This window comes from Burkholderia sp. 567 (assembly GCF_040545115.1).
GTDB classification, from domain to species: domain Bacteria; phylum Pseudomonadota; class Gammaproteobacteria; order Burkholderiales; family Burkholderiaceae; genus Burkholderia; species Burkholderia ambifaria.
In genome coordinates, this window is record NZ_JBEPLG010000005.1 from 395,198 (window position 1) to 412,212 (window position 17,015).

Here is a 17,015-nt window from a genome sequence, read left to right on the forward strand (position 1 = left end):
TTAGTGATCCTTCGTTAGCATTCGATGACGTTCACGGCAAGACCGCCGCGCGACGTTTCCTTGTATTTCGTCTTCATGTCGGCACCCGTCTCGCGCATCGTCTTGATCACCGAATCAAGCGACACGTAGTGCTGGCCGTTCCCCTTGAGCGCCATCCGCGACGCGTTCAGCGCCTTGATCGCGCCCATCGCGTTGCGTTCGATGCACGGGATCTGCACGAGCCCGCCGACCGGGTCGCAGGTCATGCCGAGGTTGTGCTCCATGCCGATCTCGGCCGCGTTCTCGACTTGATCCGGCGTGCCGCCCATCACCGCGGCGAGCGCGGCCGCGGCCATCGAGCACGCGACACCCACTTCGCCCTGGCAACCGACTTCCGCGCCGGAAATCGACGCCGTTTCCTTGTAGATGATCCCGATCGCCGCGGCCGTCAGCAGGAATTCGACGATGCCGGCTTCGTTCGAGCCCGGCACGAATTTCACGTAGTAGTGCAGCACCGCGGGAATCACGCCGGCCGCGCCGTTGGTGGGCGCGGTGACGACGCGGCCGCCCGCCGCGTTCTCTTCGTTGACGGCCATCGCATACAGGTTGACCCAGTCGAGCATCGACAGCGGGTCGCGCAGCGACTCCTCCGAACGCGCACGCAGGTGCCCGTTCATCTCGGCCGCACGGCGCTTCACGCGCATCGGGCCCGGCAGTTCGCCCTCGACCTTGCAGCCGCGCTCGACGCATGCAGCCATCGTGCGCCAGATCGCGAGCAGCCCCGCGCGCACTTCGTCCTCGGGGCGCAGCGCGCATTCGTTGCGCAGCATCACCTCGGCGATCGACAGCCCGTGTTCGCGGCACTGGCGCATCAGGTCGTCGCCGGTACGGAACGGATACGGCACTTCGACCGCCGCGCGCACGCCGTTCACGCGATCGCCGTCGCGATTGACGACGAAGCCGCCGCCGACCGAGTAATACTCTTTCTCGACGAGCAGTTGGCCATGCTCGTCGAACGCCTGGAAGCGCATCCCGTTCGGGTGCACGATGCTCGTGCCGCTCATCAGCTTGCGATAGAAGCCGATGTTCTCCTTCTCGTCGAAGCGGATCGTCTGCTTGCCGAGCAGCGTCAGCGACTTCTCCGCGCGGATCCCGGCGAGCCGCGGCTCGATCAGGTCCGGATCGATCGTGTCCGGGAGATGGCCCTCGAGACCGAGCAGCACCGCCTTGTCGGTGCCGTGGCCCTTGCCCGTTGCACCGAGCGAGCCGTATAGTTCGACCCGCACGCGGCGCACGAAGCCGAGCAGGTTCGCGTCCTCGATGTGCGATGCGAAGCGGCACGCGGCGATCATCGGGCCGACCGTGTGCGAACTGGACGGGCCGATGCCGATCTTGAACAGGTCGAACGCGCTGACGTTCATCTGGCTTCCTCTGGGTGGGCGTACGTGAAATGTCGTTGGCATCAGTACATCAAAGCGTAAAATTGGCAGATAGAACAAAAACGGCATCGGCGTGGGATAGCGCCGCCAAGCCCCGCGCAAGGCGGCCGGAAAGTGCGTTTTGGCGATGGTTCGCGACGCAAAAGCACAAGTCGGCCGGCGCCTGCACCGCCCGGCAGACGTACCCCGCAAACCGAGTGAAACGAGTGAGACCTGCCTTTCCGGCGTGACGAGATTGACCGCGATGACACCCGACGTACCCGCTTCCCCCCTCGCCGAACCGGCGCCGCAGCGCATCCGCTTCGGCATCGTGCTGCTGCCGAACTTCACGCTCACGGCCTTCTCGGGTTTCGTCGACATGCTGCGGCTGTCGGCCGACGACGGCGACTACAGCAAGCCCGTGCGCTGCGCGTGGAGCGTGATCGGCGAAACGCTGGCGCCGGTGCGCGCGAGCTGCGGGATCCAGATCACGCCGTGGGAAACCTTCGATGGGGCCGAACCATTCGACTACGTGGTCGTGGTCGGCGGGCTGCTGCACTCCGGGCCGCAAGCCGGCCCCGAAACGCTCGAGTTCATCCGCCGCGCGGCGGGGGCCGGCGCGACGGTCGTCGGGATCTGCACGGGCGTGTTCACGCTGATGCGCGCGAAGGTGCTCGACGGCTATCGCACTTGCGTGAGCTGGTTCCACTACTGGGATTTCATCGAGCGCTTCCCGAGCGCCGATCCCGACCTGCTGATCGCCGACCGCCTGTTCGTGATCGACCAGCGCCGCATCACCTGCTCGGGCGGCCGCGCGTCGATCGACGTCGCCGCCGCGATCCTGCTGCGTCATTTCGACCATGCGACCGTGCAGAAGGCGCTGCGCATCCTGCTCGTCGGCGAGATGCAGAAAGGCAATGCGCCGCAGCCGCATCCGCCGGGCCTCGAACCGGCCACGCACCCGAAGGTCAAGCGGGCGATTCTTCTGATGGAACAGCATGTCGGGCGCTCGCTGCCGCTCGAGGAACTCGCGTGCAAGCTCGACATGTCGACGCGCCAGCTCGAGCGGCTGTTCAAGGCCGAGACGGGCAGGAGCCCGCAGGCGTTCGCGAAGCAGGTGCGGCTGCGCACCGCCGCGTGGCTGCTGACCAGCTCCGACCGCACCGTCGCCGATATCGCGTCGAGCTGCGGGTTCGCCGACGCGTCGCACCTCGGCCGCGAGTTCCGCAAGCAGTTCGGCGTGCCGCCGGCCACCTATCGCGAGCGCGGCGGTGAAGTCGCGGAAGTCGCGGTGCCGGCCGCGACGGATGCCGATCCCGTCGAAGACATCGCCGACTGACGATCGCGCGCCGTCTCCGGCGCGCTTCCTTTCCTCCTCCGACCGCGCATCGAACCGCGCACGATCGCCGCACGTTCCCCTCTAATTGGAACCGGTTCCAATCAACTTGCCCGACGTTCGCGGATCGTTGATTCAGGGTTATTCCGGATGCTGACGCTCGTCCAAATTTGTATGATGACCACATCACCTTACAAACCAGAGCGCCATGTTCGAGAAAATTCCCGCCCGTGCGATGAGCGATCACGTCGCGAAGCAGCTGCTCAAGCAGATCGAAGCCGGCAGTTTCTCGGCCAGCGGCAAGTTGCCGACGGAAGCCGTGCTTGCGCAGGAATTCGGCGTGAGCCGCACCGTGATCCGCGAGGCGATCTCGCGGCTGAAGAACGAAGGCGTGGTCGAGCCGCGCCAGGGCAGCGGCGTGTACGTGAACCAGCACGGCGCAATCCGGCCGCTGCGGATCGACTACGCGGAAGCCGTCGAGGCCAGCTCGCTGCCGCACCTGCTCGCGGTGCGCCGCGCGATCGAGGCTGAAGTCGCGGCCGAAGCCGCGCTGCACCACACCGCCGACGACATGGCCGACATCGACGACGCGCTGCGCAAGATCGACGCTGCGGCGGCCGAAGGGCGCGACGGCGTCGCGGAAGACGTCGCGTTCCACCGCACGATCGCGGCCGTCACCGGCAACCCGTATTTCCTGAAGACGCTGCAGTTCCTGAACCAGTACCTCGAGGCTGGCGTGAAGGTCACGCGGCGCAACGAAGCGACGCGCGAGGATTTCTCGCGGCAGGTGCGCGAGGAACACGCGGCGATCGCCGACGCGATCCGCGCGCGCGACCCGATGGCGGCGCGCAACGCGGCACGCACGCACATGTACAACGCCGCGCGCCGTCTCGCGGAAGCCGGCATCTGCTGAAGCCGGCGGCGGTGCCCGAGCGGGCGCCGCCATCGTCCCGAACCTCTTCCCGAATCGATCAAGGTTGACCATGTCACGAAATGTTGGAGTCATCGGCCTCGGCGCAATGGGCCTGGGCGTCGCCCGCTCGCTGCTGCGCGCGGGGTTCCGCGTGCACGCATGCGACGTACGCGACACCGTGCTGCAGGCGTTCGCAGCCGAAGGCGGCGTGGCCTGCGCGCGCCCGGCCGAACTCGGCGCGCAGTGCGACGTCGTCGTCACGCTCGTCGTCAATGCCGCGCAGACTGAAACGGTGCTGTTCGGCGAGCACGGCGCGGTCGCGGCGATGAAGCCGGGCGGCGTCGTGATCGCGAGCGCGACCGTCGCGCCCGACTTCGCGGTTGCGCTCGGCGCGCGCATCGAGGCCGCGGGCCTGCAGATGCTCGACGCCCCGGTGTCCGGCGGTGCCGCGCGCGCGGCGTCGGGCGAGATGACGATGATGACGTCGGGCCCCGCCGCCGCGTATGCGGGCTGCGACGACGTGCTCGCCGCGATGGCCGGCAAGGTGTATCGCCTCGGCGACGCGCACGGCATCGGCTCGAAGGTGAAGATCATCAACCAGCTGCTGGCCGGCGTGCATATCGCGGCGGCCGCGGAGGCGATGGCGCTCGGCCTGCGCGAAGGCGTCGACGCCGACGCGCTGTACGACGTGATCACGCACAGCGCCGGCAATTCGTGGATGTTCGAGAACCGCGTGCCGCACATCCTGAACGGCGACTACACGCCGCTGTCGGCCGTCGACATCTTCGTGAAGGATCTCGGCCTCGTGCTCGATACCGCGCGTCGCAGCAAGTTCCCGCTGCCGCTGTCGGCCACCGCGCACCAGATGTTCATGAGCGCGTCGAGCGCCGGCCACGGCGGCGAGGACGATTCCGCCGTGATCAAGACTTTCCCCGGCATCACGCTGCCGCCCGCCCGCTGATTCGAACGACGCTCCTGCCATGACCGCTTCCGCTTCCCGTCCCCTGCTCGGCTGCATCGCCGACGATTTCACCGGCGCGACCGATCTCGCGAACATGCTCGTCAAGAGCGGCATGCGTACCGTGCAGACGATCGGCGTGCCCGCCGACGGCGCCGCGCTCGACACCATGGTCGACGCCGATGCGATCGTCGTCGCGCTGAAGTCGCGCACGATTCCCGCCGCCGACGCCGTCGCGCAATCGCTCGCCGCTTACGCATGGCTGCGCGCGCAGGGCTGCCGGCAATTCTTCTTCAAGTACTGCTCGACGTTCGACTCGACCGACGCGGGCAACATCGGGCCCGTCGCCGACGCGCTGCTCGATGCGGCCGGCGGCGATTTCGCGATCGCGTGCCCGGCGTTCCCCGAGAACGGCCGCACGATCTTTCGCGGCCACCTGTTCGTCGGCGACGTGCCGCTGAACGAATCGGGCATGGAGCACCACCCGCTCACGCCGATGAAGGACGCCAACCTCGTGCGCGTGCTGCAGCGGCAGACGACGTCGAAGGTCGGACTGATCCGCTACGACACGATCGCGCAGGGCGCGGCCGCCGTGCGTGCGCGCATCGACGCGCTGCGCGCGGACGGCACGCGTTTCGCGATCGCCGACGCACTGTCGGACCACGACCTCCACGTGCTCGGCGAAGCGTGCGCGAACCTGCCGCTCGTCACGGGCGGCTCTGGCGTCGCGCTCGGTCTGCCGGAGAATTTCCGCCGCGCGGGGCTGCTGCCCGAGCGCGACAACGCGGCGTCGCTGCCGCGCATCGACGGGTTGTCGGCCGTGCTCGCCGGCAGCGCGTCGAAGGCGACCAACGCGCAGGTCGCCGCGTGGCGCGAAAGCCGTCCGAGCTTCCGGATCGATCCGCTCGCGGCATCGCGCGGCGAACCCGTCGTCGACGACGCCCTCGCATTCGCACGCTCGCACCTGCCGCAACCCGTGCTGATTTATGCGACCACGTCGCCCGACGAAGTGAAGGCCGTCCAGCAGGCGCTCGGCGTCGAAGCGGCCGGTCATCTCGTCGAAAGCACGCTCGCGGCGATCGCCCGCGGCTTGCGCGAGCTCGGCGTGCGCAAGTTCGTCGTCGCCGGCGGCGAGACGTCCGGCGCGGTCGTGCAAGCGCTCGACGTGCAGTCGCTGCAGATCGGCGCGCAGATCGATCCGGGCGTGCCGGCCACCGCCACCATCGACGCGCAGCCGCTCGGCCTCGCGCTGAAGTCCGGCAACTTCGGCACGGTGGACTTTTTCGACAAGGCGCTGCGCGCGCTCGACGGAGCCGCATGATGCGCGACGAAGCGAAACTGCGCGAAGAAATCTGCGTCGTCGGCGCGAGCCTGTATGCGCGCGGCCATGCGGTCGGCAGCGCCGGCAACATCAGCGCGCGGCTTGCCGACGGCTGGCTGATCACGCCGACCGATGCGTGCCTCGGCCGGCTCGACCCGAACGACATCGCGAAGGTCGGCCTCGACGGCCAGCCGCTATCGGGCGGCAAGCCGTCGAAGACGCTCACGCTGCATCGCGGGATCTACGCGCGCAACACGGAAGCCAACGGCATCGTCCACACGCATTCGACGCATCTCGTCGCGCTGACGCTCGCGGGCGTATGGCGCGACACCGACGTGCTGCCGCCGATCACACCGTACTACGTGATGAAGGTCGGCCACATTCCGCTGATCCGCTATCGGCGCCCCGGCGACCCGGCCGTCGCGGCCGAAGTCGCGGCGCTCGCCGACCAGGTGCGCGGCGTGCTGCTCGAGCGCCTCGGCCCGGTGATGTGGGGGCAGTCGGTGTCGCACGCGTCGTATGCGCTCGAGGAACTCGAGGAAACCGCGCGGCTGTGGCTGATGACGCATCCGAAGCCCGAGCCGCTGTCCGACGCCGCACTCGACGAACTGCGCCAGACCTTCGGCGCGCGCTGGTAGCGCGACGCATCGCGCACAGGCCACGCGCCAACGACGTACCGATTCCCATGCCCGCCGTGTGCGCGGGCCCTTGCCTCAGCACACACACATGATCCGGCGGCGTACGCGCCGCCGGCACACAACATCGATGGAGACGACGATGACTGCTCTCGACGCGGCCGCAAGCCGCTCGCCCGCCGCGCCCGCCCAATCGGCCGAGCTCGACCGCACCTACAAGAAAGTGTTCTGGCGCATCGTGCCGTTCCTGATGCTCTGCTACGTGGTCGCGTATCTCGACCGCGTGAACGTCGGCTTCGCGAAGCTGCAGATGTCGCAGGACCTTGCGTTCAGCGAAACCGTTTTCGGCCTTGGCGCCGGCATCTTCTTCCTCGGCTACTTCCTGTTCGAGCTGCCGAGCAACCTGCTGATGCACCGCCTCGGCGCGCGCATCTGGATCGCGCGGATCATGATCACGTGGGGCCTGCTGTCTGCCGTGTTCGCATTCGTCAGGACACCGACGCAGTTCTACGTGCTGCGCTTTCTGCTCGGTCTCGCGGAAGCCGGCTTCTATCCGGGCGTGATCCTGTATCTCACGTACTGGTTCCCGTCGCATCGCCGCGCGAAGATCATCGCGGTGTTCATGTCGGCGATTCCGGTGTCGGGCATCTTCGGCAACCCGTTGTCGGGCTGGATCATGGAACGCTTTCACGGCGGCTCCGGCTTTCACGGCTGGCAGTGGATGTTCGTGATCGAGGCCGTGCCGGCCCTGCTCATCGGCATCGCGACGATCCTGTATCTCGACAACGGCATCCGCGGCGCGAAGTGGCTCGACGAGCGCGAGAAGCAGCTGCTCGAGGATGAAATCGCCGCGCAGCCGCAGGAACAGCACAAGCACGGCCATTCGCTGAAAGCCGTGTTCGCCGACCCGCGCATGTGGTGGATGTCGCTGATCTACTTCGCGTTCGTCACCGGCCAGTATGGGCTCACGTTCTGGATGCCGACGCTCGTCAAGTCGACCGGCATCACCGATACGCTGCAGATCGGCCTGCTGTCGGCGATTCCGTTCGTCGTCGCGATCGTCGTGATGAACCTGTTCGGCCACAGCGCGGACAAGCACCGCGAACGCCGCTGGCACCTGATCGTGCCGGCGCTGATGGGCGCCGTCGGGTTTGCGGTCGCCGCGTCGTACTCGCACAATACGGCGGTGTCGATCGTGTTCCTGTCGCTCGCGGCGGGCGGCGTGCTGACCTGCGCACCGCTGTTCTGGTCGCTGCCGACCGCGTTCCTCGCCGGCTCCGCCGCTGCCGCCGGGATCGCGATCATCAACTCGGTCGGCAACCTCGCCGGGTTCGCGAGCCCGTACGTGATCGGCTACCTGAAGGACCTCACGCACAGCACGTCGTCCGGCATGTACGTGCTCGCGTCGATGCTCGTGATCGGTGCGATCGCCGTGTGGCTCACGCCCGCGAAACTCGTGAACCGCTGAGCCTGCCGCCATTCGACTCGGGGCGCCGTGCGCCCCGCTCCATTCATTCACAGGAACCGCTGCCATGCCCCGCTTCGCCGCCAACCTCTCGATGATGTATACCGAGCACGCGTTCCTCGAACGCTTTGCCGCCGCCGCTTCCGACGGCTTCAAGGCCGTCGAGTACCTGTTCCCGTACGACTTCGCCGCCGAGGACATCCGCGCGCGGCTCGACGCGCACAATCTCGAGCAGGCGCTGTTCAACGCGCCGCCCGGCGACTGGGCCGCCGGCGAGCGCGGGATCGCGTCGTTGCCGGGCCGCGAGGACGAGTTCCGGCGCGGCATCGACCAGGCGCTCGACTATGCGCGCGTGCTCGGCAACAAGAAGCTGCACGTGATGGCCGGGATGGTCGCGCCGGGTGCCGAGCGCGCGCGCCATCGCGACACCTACCTGGCGAACCTGCGGCATGCGGCGCAGGCCGCGTTCGCACACGGCATCACGATCCTGATCGAGCCGATCAACCAGCGCGACATGCCCGGCTATTTCCTGAGCCGCCAGGACGATGCGCACGAGATCTGCGCGGAAGTCGGCGCGCCGAACCTGAAGGTGCAGTTCGACTGCTATCACTGCCAGATCGTCGAGGGCGACCTCGCGATGAAGCTCAAGCGCGATTTCGCGGGCATCGGCCACATCCAGATCGCCGGCGTGCCCGAGCGCCACGAGCCGGATATCGGCGAGCTCAACTATCCGTACCTGTTCGCGCTGATCGACGCGCTCGGCTACGACGGCTGGATCGGCTGCGAGTATCGCCCGAAGGCCGGCACGTCCGAAGGCCTCGGCTGGCTCAAGCCGTACCTGTAATTCAAGCATTCCTAAGAGGGCAACGAACATGAAAGTACTGATCACCGGCGGCGCCGGCTTTCTCGGCCAGCGTCTTGCGCGCAAGCTGCTCGAGCGCGGCGAGCTGACCGGCCCCGATGGCCGGACCGGCAAGATCGACGAGCTGGTGCTGCTCGACGTCGTCGAAGGCGGCGATTTCGGCGACGCGCGCGTGACGTCGATCGTCGGCGACATCGCCGATCGCGCGGTGCTCGAAAGCGCGATCGACACGCAAACGGGCGCGATCTTCCATCTCGCGGCGATCGTCAGCGGGCAGGCCGAAGCCGATTTCGATCTCGGCATGCGGATCAACCTCGACGCGTCGCGCACGCTGCTCGAGGTGTGCCGCGCGCGCGGCCATCGTCCGCGCGTCGTGTTCACGAGCTCGGTGGCCGTCTACGGCGGTGTACTGCCCGACGTCGTGCAGGACGACACCGCGCTGAATCCGCAATCGTCATACGGTGCGGAGAAGGCGATCGCCGAACTGCTGCTGTGCGACTACGCGCGGCGCGGCTTCGTCGACGGCCGCGTGCTGCGGCTGCCGACCATCAGCGTGCGGCCGGGCCGCCCGAACGCGGCCGCGTCGTCGTTCGCGAGCGGCATCATCCGCGAGCCGCTGAACGGCGAGGAAAGCGTGTGCCCGGTGCCGGGTTCGACGCGCTTGTGGCTGCTGTCGCCGCGCGGCGCGATCGACGCGCTCGTCGCCAGTTGTGAAATCGACAGCGAGAAGCTCGGCAACAAGCGCGTGATCAACCTGCCCGGCCTGTCGGTGTCGGTCGACGAGATGATCGCGGCGCTGCGCGAAGTCGCGGGCGACGACGTCGTGAAGCTGATCCGTCATGTGCCGGACGAACGCGTCGAGAAGATCGTCGGAAGCTGGCCGGGCCGCTGGGACACGACGCGCGCGGAAGCGCTCGGGCTGAAGGGCGACACGTCGTTCGCGGACGTGATCCGCAGCCATATCGCCGACGAACGGCGTTGACGGCCGCGCCGCCGGGCGGGCAAGCGGCCGCCCGCGCGGCAGGGATCATCGGGCCGCATCGGCGCGGCCTGGCGGATTCCCCGAAGCGCATCGATGCGCGGCCGCGGCGGCGCGCAATCGACGGCATGGCCGTGCGTGCGGTTCGATCAGATCGCGTGCCGCGCACCGCATGCGTAGTGTCGTGACGCGAACACGACGGCCTGAAGATGCACACGTACATGTCGACACCTAGTTGTCGAGCTGCGCGGGCATGACGGAGGCCGGCGCATCCGCGGCAGCCGCAGCCGCCGCCGCCATCCTCGCGCGATCCTGCTCGGCGAGCTTCGCCTGCGCGGCCTGAATGTCCGCGGGATATTCGCCGTCATCGCCCTTCGACGGGTCGTAACCCGCCGCTTCCAGACGAATCAGCTCGTCGCGAACCTGTGCGCGCGTGAGCGGCGCATTCGATTGCGCGAATGCGGACTGACCGGAAATCGCGCCGATCATCATCAGTAGTGCGATACAAGTTTTCATCATGAACTCCTTCAATGTTTCGTGCGGATCAAGCGTGATGAATGTCGAACCCGGCGCAGCGGGCCGTCAGGTCAGCTTCCGAAATACGGCGTGCAGAAGCTCTCGGGCCCCACGCATGCGGACGGGCGCGGACGGGACGGCAGGGCCACCGGCCTTCCCGCATCGGAAGCCGCCGCCGGATCGCTGCCGATCGCGGTCTCGGCCTGATGCTGCGGCATCTGTTCGGCCTGCTGCTGGAACAGCGGGCTAACCGCCGGATACGACGTGTCGGTCACGAAGCGCAACCCATTGTTTTCGGCGTCGATCAGTTCCTGCCTGACCTGCGCGCGCGTCAGTTCCTGGGCCGACGCGGGCGTCGCGACACTCGCGACGGAAATCGCCGCCACCATGGCGGCCACCAGCCAATGCTTGTTCATGCTCCACTCCTTCGAAAGTCAACGAGACGACGTGCTACATCCCGTATGACGACGGCCGGTGCGCGTTTATTCCCGGAATTCCCGGGGTGCCTGTTACGGACGTTCACCGAACTGTCATTCTTTCGTCAGCCGGCGTAACCTGACGTAATGCGGCCCCACCGCGCGTGGGGCAGACTGACGACACCTTGTGGATCGGTCCTCGATCATGTCCGTTGCCTACGACTACGCAGCCGGCCTGCTTCGCACGCTGTACGACCGCCATATCGATAGCGGCGCGGTGCTCGACACGGCCGCGTTCCCCGATGCCGAGCGATTCATCCATGCGTGGCCGGCCATCCGCGCCGAAGCGCTCGACGTCGCGCGCGACCTGCCGCGCATCCCGCGCTTTCACGAGATCATGCGCGAGCAGCACGACATCTCGGCCAACGATGCGCGCGACTGGCGGATGTTCATCATGCAGGCGTACGGCCAGCCGTTCCCGCGCAACCTGTCGCGCTGCCCGACCGTCGAATCGATCATCGCGGCGTCGCCGGACGTATTGTCCGCGTCGCTGTCGTTCCTCTCGCCGGGCAAGCACATCCCGCCGCACCGCGGGCCGTTCCGCGGCATCCTGCGCGGTTATCTGGTGCTGTCGATGCCGAAGCGCGCGGACGGCACGCCGGCCGCCGTGCTGAAGGTCGACGGCCACGAATACCGGCTCGACGAAGGCCGCTTCCTGCTGTGGGACGACACGTTCGTGCATGAAGTGTGGAACGACAGCGACGAAGTCAGGATCGTGCTGCTGCTCGATATCCGCCGGCGCGGCATGCCGCGCTTGCTGACGTGGCTGTCGAATGCGGTGATCGGCATCGTGCGGATCGGAATCCGGATACGCGGGCGGTCGATTCCGGTCTAGCAAGGCACCGGCGCACGCGCGTTGCGATCAATCGTCGCGCGCAAGACGCGTCATGACCTCCGTGAGCGCCTGAATCGCGGGTTGCGCGGCGCGTTGCACCGGGTAGACAAGGTAGTAGCCCAGACCATTGCGCACCACCTCGGAAAACGGCGCGACCAGCGTGCCGGCAGCCAGCCGATCCGCCGCCATGCGCGGATCGCCGATCGCGACGCCGTGCGCCTGGGCCGCGGCCGTCAGTGTCAGTTCGAGCGTATCGAATACGAGCCCCGTGCGCGGGTCGATCTGCGTGGCGCCCACGGCGTCGAGCCAGCATCGCCATTCGTCGCGATTGCGCGCGGGATGCAGCAGCGTCGCCTGCGCGAGATCGGCTGCCGACTGCAGCGACGCGCCAACCTCGCGCGTACACATCGGCGTCAGGTATTCGTCGAATAGCGGGACCGCCACCATGCCCGCCCAGCTGCCGGTGCCGCGCACGACGATCGCATCGAAATCGGCGTCGGTGAAATCCGGTGTGTCGTCCGCCGACGTGTGAATGCGCAATTCGGTCCGCGGCGATGCGTGATTGAGCGCCGACAGCCGTGGCAGCAGCCAGCGAATCGCGAACGTGGAAGGCAGCCGCAACGTCAGCGTCGACGCGGCATGCGCATGGGCGTGAGCGTGTCGCGCCAGTTGCGCGAGGACGTCGACGGCCACCGTCAGCAGCGCGTCGCCTTCCGTGGTCAACGTCAATCCCGACGGATGACGGACGAACAACGCACATCGGTAGTGCGCTTCCAGTTGCTGTACCTGACGGCTCACCGCCCCCTGGGTCCGGCACAGATGCTCGGCGGCCCGGTTGAAGCTGCCCAGTTCGGCGGCGGCGACAAACGCCTGGAACGCCGTGAGCGGTGGCAGCGCGCGCGTCAGATCCGCGAGCGGGTATGCGCGGGCGGCATGCCCGGGTTGCGGATTTTTCGTTTGTTCGGTCATCGCGGCATCGCTATCGTGGTTGCACCGGCGCGACGGCTGTCGCGGACGGCTCGTCAACAATCAGCGGAGAAATATCATGGTTTCGTCGTCCGACGCACTTTACACGCGACAGGTCGATACCTACCTGAAGACACTCGAGCGCGGCGACGTCGCCGCGATCTGTGCATTGTTCACGCCGGACGCGCGGATATTTTCGCCGTTTCTCGGCTGGATGGCACCGCAGCCCTTCTTCGAAAAAGTCGCGGCGGCATCCGGACAAAGCCGGATCACGCCGATCGACATCTGCGTCAGCGCGACGGGCGCACGCCGGGCCACCGGCTATTTCACCTACGACTGGGGACTGAAAGACGGCTCCGCGGTGCAATTCGAGTGCGTCGACGTATTCGAATTCGACGAGGACGCGCGCATCCAGCGCATGATCATCGTCTATGACACGCATCCGATTCGAAGCACGGTCGGCGACAAGTACGCGTAACCGGGCAAGCGCGGGCACGTGCCATTGCCGCGGCGCAGCAACGGCTGCCTGAGCCGCCGACCGCACGGCGATGTCGCTGCCGAGCCGATCGATCGCCTAAACTACAGACCGTCCCCCTGCGCGGCTCCTGCCAGCCCCTGCCATGGCCCACCTCTTCTTCGCGGCGTCGATCCAGCGGCATATCGACACGCCCGAGCGCGACGTCGACGCACGTACGCTCGGCGAAGCGCTTGAAACCGTCTTCGGCGAACAGCCGCGGCTGCGCGGCTACATCGTGGACGACCAGGGTGCGCTGAGAAAGCATCTGTCGGTGTTCATCGACGGCCAGCCGGTGCGCGACCGGCAACACCTGTCCGACGCGCTCGGCGACGCAAGCCGCGTCTATGTCGTGCAGGCGTTGTCCGGCGGGTAAAGGGACGCATCGTCATCGAAGCAAGCGCCCGATCGCGCACAGGAGACACCCGACATGAACGATCGACTGCTCGTCGCGACCCGCAAGGGCCTGTTCGTGCTGCACGTCGACGGCAACGGCGGCTGGTCGCTCGGCGAGCCGCACTTCATCGGCGAACCGGTCAGCATGGCCCTGGCCGACCCGCGCGACGGCACGCTGTATGCGGCGCTCAACCTCGGCCATTTCGGCGTCAAGCTGCATCGCCGCCGCGCCGGCGCGGCCGACTGGGAAGAATGCGCGGTTCCGGTATATCCGCCACAGCCCGCCGACGCGCTGCGCGCCAACGTCGGCGCACATGCCGGCGACGCCGACGCGGGCGACGAAGCGCCCGCCCCGCCCCGGCCGCCATGGACACTTCAGCAGATCTGGTCGCTCGAAGCCGGCGGCGCCGACGAGCCGGGCGTACTGTGGGCCGGCACGATACCGGGCGGGCTGTTCCGCTCCGGCGATGGCGGCGATTCGTGGGCGCTCAACCGCGCATTGTGGGACCGCCCGGAGCGCCCCGAGTGGTTCGGCGGCGGCTACGACGCGCCGGGCATCCATTCGGTGATGGTCGATCCGCGCGACAGCCGGCACGTGACGATCGGCATCTCGTGCGGCGGCGTGTGGCAGACGTTCGACGGCGGCGCGAGCTGGCGCGTGAGCGCCGACGGCATGGAAGCCGATTACATGCCGCCCGAGCGGCGCGGCGAGCCCAACGTGCAGGACCCGCATCGCGTCGTGCAGTGCGCGGCCAATCCCGATGTGCTGTGGACCCAGCATCATTGCGCGATCTTCCGCTCGACCGACGGCGCCGCGCACTGGCAGCGCATCGAAGCGCAGCCGTCGAGCTTCGGCTTCGCGGTCGCCGTGCATCCGGCCGACCCCGACACCGCGTGGTTCGTCCCGGCCGTGAAGGATGCGTGCCGGATTCCGGTGAACGGCCGGTTCGTCGTCACGCGCACGCGCGACGGTGGCCGCAGTTTCGAGAGCCTGTCGAACGGGTTGCCGCCTGCACCGGCCTACGACCTCGTGTATCGGCACGGGCTCGCGGTGGATGACACCGGCACGCGTCTCGCGATGGCGTCGACGACGGGCGGGTTATGGACTTCCGGTGACGGCGGCGAGAACTGGCGGCAGGTTTCAGCGCATTTGCCGCCGGTGTATTGCGTGCGGTTCGGGTAACGACGCGGCTCAAGCGGCCGGGCCGTGGAAGCAGCCCTCTCGCGACCGGCATCGAGACGACACTGCCTCGATGCCGGTGCGGGACGTGGATGCCCTGCCGCTCAATGCACGCCGAGATAAGCCTTCACCGCCGGCAGCCCCGGCTTGCCGTCAAGCGTCGTCACGCCGGCCAGCCACTTCTCGAGCGATTGCGGGTTCGCCTTCAGCCACGCGGCGGCGGCCTTGTTCGGGTCTTCCTTGTTCATGATCGGCACCATCACGTGGTTCTCGATCGCCGTCGTGAACTGCAGGTTCGACACGAACTTCGCGACGTTCGGGCAGCGCTGCGCGTAGTCGGGCGGCGTGGCAGTCAGCACCTTCGCCTCGCCGTAGTTCGGGCCGAACACGTCGTCGCCGCCGGTCAGGTAATCGATCTTCATCTGCACGTTCATCGGATGCGGTTCCCATCCCAGAAACACGATCCACTGTTTGTCGCGGGCCGCACGATTCACCTCGATCAGCATGCCGGCCTCGCTCGACTCGACCAGCTTGAACTTGCCGAGGCCAAACTGATTCGTGTCGATCATCTTCTTGATCAGCGCATTGCCGTCGTTGCCCGGCTCGATCCCGTAGATCTTGCCGTTGAGCTTGTCCGCGTACTTCTGGATGTCGGCGAACGACTTCAGGCCGCCCTGATACACGTAGTCAGGCACCGCGAGCGTGTATTTCGCACCGGTCAGGTTCGGCGTGGCGAGCACCTTGATCGTGCCGGCCTTCGTGAACGGCTGGATGATCGGGTCCATCGTCGGCGACCAGTAGCCGAGGAACACGTCGATCTGCTTGCTCTTGATGCCGGCGAACGTGATCGGCACCGACGCGATCGTCTTGGTCGGCGCGTAGCCGAGCCCCTGCAGCATCGTCGACGCGAGGCCGGTGGTGGCCGCGATGTCGGACCAGCCGACGTCCGCGAAGCGCACGTTCTTGCACACGGGCGGGTCGGCCGCATACACCGCCGACATCGGCGCGGCGATCCCGATCCCGCATACCGTTGCGATCAATAGGCGCTTCATCTGTCTTCTCCTCAAAGTGACGTCGTTTTTCATGGTTGCGGGATCGATGGTTGAAGCCGCGCGCCGCGATCCCGGCGGCGTCGCGGACCGAACGGTTCGCGCGGGCCGTGTCAACGCCCCGGCAGCCGCCGTTCGTAGCTCGGTGCGTGACCGAATTGCGCGCGGTACGCCTTGCTGAAGTGACACGGCGAATGGAATCCGCACGTCGTCGTCACGCGCGCGATCGACGCGTCGGTCGTGCGCAGCAGGTCGCGCGCGCGCTTGAGCCGCAGCGTCAGGTAATAGTGGGTCGGCGATACGTTCAGGTACACCTTGAACATGCGCTGCAAGTGCCGCTGCGACAGCCGCACGAGCCGCGCGAGCTCCTCGAGCGACAGCGGCTCCTCGATGTTCGCCTCCATCAGGCGCACGACCTCGATCAGCTCCGCGCGCGAGAAGCCGACGCGCGCATCGACCGGAATCGGCTGCGTGTCGGTCGAGCTGCGGATGCGCTCGAGGATGAACTGTTCGGACACCTGCGCGGCGAGCTGCTGGCCGAAGCGCATGCCGACGAGGTTCAGCATCAGGTCGAGCGGCGCGGTGCCGCCGGTGCAGGTGAGCCGGTCGCGATCGACGACGAACAGCTCGTCGGCGAACCCCACCTGCGGAAACTCCGCATGCAGCGCGGACAGGTTCTCCCAGTGCACGGTGCAGCGATAGCCGTCGAGCAGCCCGCCGGACATCAATGCATACGCGCCGGTGCAGATGCCGCCCAGCGGCAGCCCGCGTTCGGCGAGCGCCGCGAGCGTATCGCGCGCGCCGTCGTCGACCACGTCGCGGATGCGAATCCCGCCGCATACGATCATCACGTCGGGCAGGTTCGTGTAGTCGAGCGCCTGGGTCGGCCGCACCGCGATGCCGTTGCTGGCATGCACGGGGGCGCCGTCGAGCGAATAGATCGACCACTGGTAATGGTCGGCGCGCCCGACGTAGTTCGCCATCCGAAGCACTTCGACCGCGCTCGAGAACGCGATCATCGAGAAATTCGGCAGCGTAAGAAAGCCGAAATGGGCGAGGGACGAAACCGGTGAAACGCAAGCGGCGGGCACGGCGGCAGCGGCGGACGTCACATCGGGCTCCTGGCGAACGGTTGAGCAGGTTGCAGGACGCCAGTTCCGCGGCGCACGCCGCGGAAAACCGGTGTCGAATCGGAGAAGGCGGCCGGAAGACGCACC

Annotated in this window: 18 protein-coding genes; 12 read left to right on the forward strand and 6 right to left on the reverse strand. The window is 67.5% G+C overall.

Annotated features, from left to right (window positions below; all coding sequences use genetic code 11):
* Nucleotides 1-14: 14 nt before the first annotated feature.
* Nucleotides 15-1,400: an L-serine ammonia-lyase gene (locus ABIC50_RS17570; protein WP_006749888.1), complete on the reverse strand. Its 1,386-nt coding sequence runs from the start codon at nt 1,398-1,400 to the stop codon at nt 15-17.
* 262 nt (nt 1,401-1,662) lie between these two features.
* Between ABIC50_RS17570 and ABIC50_RS17575 the strand changes: the two genes are divergently transcribed.
* The 8 genes from ABIC50_RS17575 (at nt 1,663) to denD (ending at nt 9,869) form a co-directional block, all read left to right on the forward strand.
* Nucleotides 1,663-2,736 carry a GlxA family transcriptional regulator gene (locus ABIC50_RS17575; protein ID WP_354165769.1) on the forward strand — a complete coding sequence of 358 codons (1,074 nt, stop codon included), beginning with the start codon at nt 1,663-1,665 and terminating at the stop codon, nt 2,734-2,736.
* A gap of 205 nt (nt 2,737-2,941) precedes the next feature.
* Nucleotides 2,942-3,646 carry a FadR/GntR family transcriptional regulator gene (locus ABIC50_RS17580; protein ID WP_354165772.1) on the forward strand — a complete coding sequence of 235 codons (705 nt, stop codon included), beginning with the start codon at nt 2,942-2,944 and terminating at the stop codon, nt 3,644-3,646.
* 70 nt (nt 3,647-3,716) lie between these two features.
* A complete protein-coding gene (gene ltnD, locus ABIC50_RS17585) occupies nt 3,717-4,607 on the forward strand; it encodes an L-threonate dehydrogenase (protein WP_354165773.1) in 891 nt (296 codons plus the stop codon).
* A gap of 19 nt (nt 4,608-4,626) precedes the next feature.
* On the forward strand, nt 4,627-5,925 hold the full coding sequence (gene otnK / locus ABIC50_RS17590; RefSeq protein ID WP_354165776.1) for a 3-oxo-tetronate kinase: 1,299 nt from the start codon (nt 4,627-4,629) through the stop codon (nt 5,923-5,925).
* Nucleotides 5,925-6,563, forward strand: a complete 639-nt coding sequence (otnC, locus tag ABIC50_RS17595; RefSeq protein ID WP_354165915.1) for a 3-oxo-tetronate 4-phosphate decarboxylase — start codon at nt 5,925-5,927, stop codon at nt 6,561-6,563. Before otnK ends, otnC begins: the two co-directional genes overlap by 1 nt.
* Before the next feature lie 139 nt (nt 6,564-6,702).
* Nucleotides 6,703-8,028 (forward strand): MFS transporter, encoded by a 1,326-nt coding sequence (locus tag ABIC50_RS17600; RefSeq protein WP_354165779.1) that lies wholly within the window; start codon nt 6,703-6,705, stop codon nt 8,026-8,028.
* Between the two features lie 64 nt (nt 8,029-8,092).
* Complete coding sequence (otnI, locus tag ABIC50_RS17605) at nt 8,093-8,869, forward strand: 2-oxo-tetronate isomerase (protein WP_229063241.1); 777 nt, start codon at nt 8,093-8,095, stop codon at nt 8,867-8,869.
* A gap of 28 nt (nt 8,870-8,897) precedes the next feature.
* The gene (gene denD, locus ABIC50_RS17610; RefSeq protein WP_354165781.1) at nt 8,898-9,869 is read left to right on the forward strand and encodes a D-erythronate dehydrogenase; all 972 of its coding nucleotides are present in this window, start codon (nt 8,898-8,900) and stop codon (nt 9,867-9,869) included.
* A 228-nt stretch (nt 9,870-10,097) separates the two neighbouring features.
* Here the strand turns inward: denD and ABIC50_RS17615 are convergent, their stop codons facing one another.
* Nucleotides 10,098-10,382, reverse strand: coding sequence for a DUF4148 domain-containing protein (locus tag ABIC50_RS17615; RefSeq protein ID WP_354165784.1), 285 nt, complete (start codon nt 10,380-10,382; stop codon nt 10,098-10,100).
* A 71-nt stretch (nt 10,383-10,453) separates the two neighbouring features.
* The gene (locus ABIC50_RS17620; protein ID WP_354165787.1) at nt 10,454-10,798 is read right to left on the reverse strand and encodes a DUF4148 domain-containing protein; all 345 of its coding nucleotides are present in this window, start codon (nt 10,796-10,798) and stop codon (nt 10,454-10,456) included.
* A 205-nt stretch (nt 10,799-11,003) separates the two neighbouring features.
* On the opposite strand from ABIC50_RS17620, the gene ABIC50_RS17625 reads away from it, so the two are divergent.
* The gene (locus tag ABIC50_RS17625) at nt 11,004-11,693 is read left to right on the forward strand and encodes an aspartyl/asparaginyl beta-hydroxylase domain-containing protein (RefSeq protein WP_105831866.1); all 690 of its coding nucleotides are present in this window, start codon (nt 11,004-11,006) and stop codon (nt 11,691-11,693) included.
* 27 nt (nt 11,694-11,720) lie between these two features.
* Here ABIC50_RS17625 and ABIC50_RS17630 read toward each other — a convergent pair whose 3' ends face one another.
* On the reverse strand, nt 11,721-12,662 hold the full coding sequence (locus tag ABIC50_RS17630) for a LysR substrate-binding domain-containing protein (protein WP_354165789.1): 942 nt from the start codon (nt 12,660-12,662) through the stop codon (nt 11,721-11,723).
* Between the two features lie 76 nt (nt 12,663-12,738).
* On the opposite strand from ABIC50_RS17630, the gene ABIC50_RS17635 reads away from it, so the two are divergent.
* The 3 genes from ABIC50_RS17635 to ABIC50_RS17645 all read left to right on the forward strand — a co-directional run bounded on the left by ABIC50_RS17635 (nt 12,739) and on the right by ABIC50_RS17645 (nt 14,752).
* Nucleotides 12,739-13,137, forward strand: coding sequence for a nuclear transport factor 2 family protein (locus ABIC50_RS17635; protein WP_175790589.1), 399 nt, complete (start codon nt 12,739-12,741; stop codon nt 13,135-13,137).
* A 142-nt stretch (nt 13,138-13,279) separates the two neighbouring features.
* The gene (locus ABIC50_RS17640) at nt 13,280-13,549 is read left to right on the forward strand and encodes a MoaD/ThiS family protein (protein ID WP_011659529.1); all 270 of its coding nucleotides are present in this window, start codon (nt 13,280-13,282) and stop codon (nt 13,547-13,549) included.
* 54 nt (nt 13,550-13,603) lie between these two features.
* On the forward strand, nt 13,604-14,752 hold the full coding sequence (locus ABIC50_RS17645; RefSeq protein ID WP_354165791.1) for a WD40/YVTN/BNR-like repeat-containing protein: 1,149 nt from the start codon (nt 13,604-13,606) through the stop codon (nt 14,750-14,752).
* 101 nt (nt 14,753-14,853) lie between these two features.
* Here ABIC50_RS17645 and ABIC50_RS17650 read toward each other — a convergent pair whose 3' ends face one another.
* Complete coding sequence (locus tag ABIC50_RS17650; protein ID WP_006757406.1) at nt 14,854-15,801, reverse strand: choline ABC transporter substrate-binding protein; 948 nt, start codon at nt 15,799-15,801, stop codon at nt 14,854-14,856.
* Between the two features lie 110 nt (nt 15,802-15,911).
* A complete protein-coding gene (locus tag ABIC50_RS17655) occupies nt 15,912-16,910 on the reverse strand; it encodes a GlxA family transcriptional regulator (protein ID WP_006749908.1) in 999 nt (332 codons plus the stop codon).
* Nucleotides 16,911-17,015 lie beyond the last annotated feature (105 nt).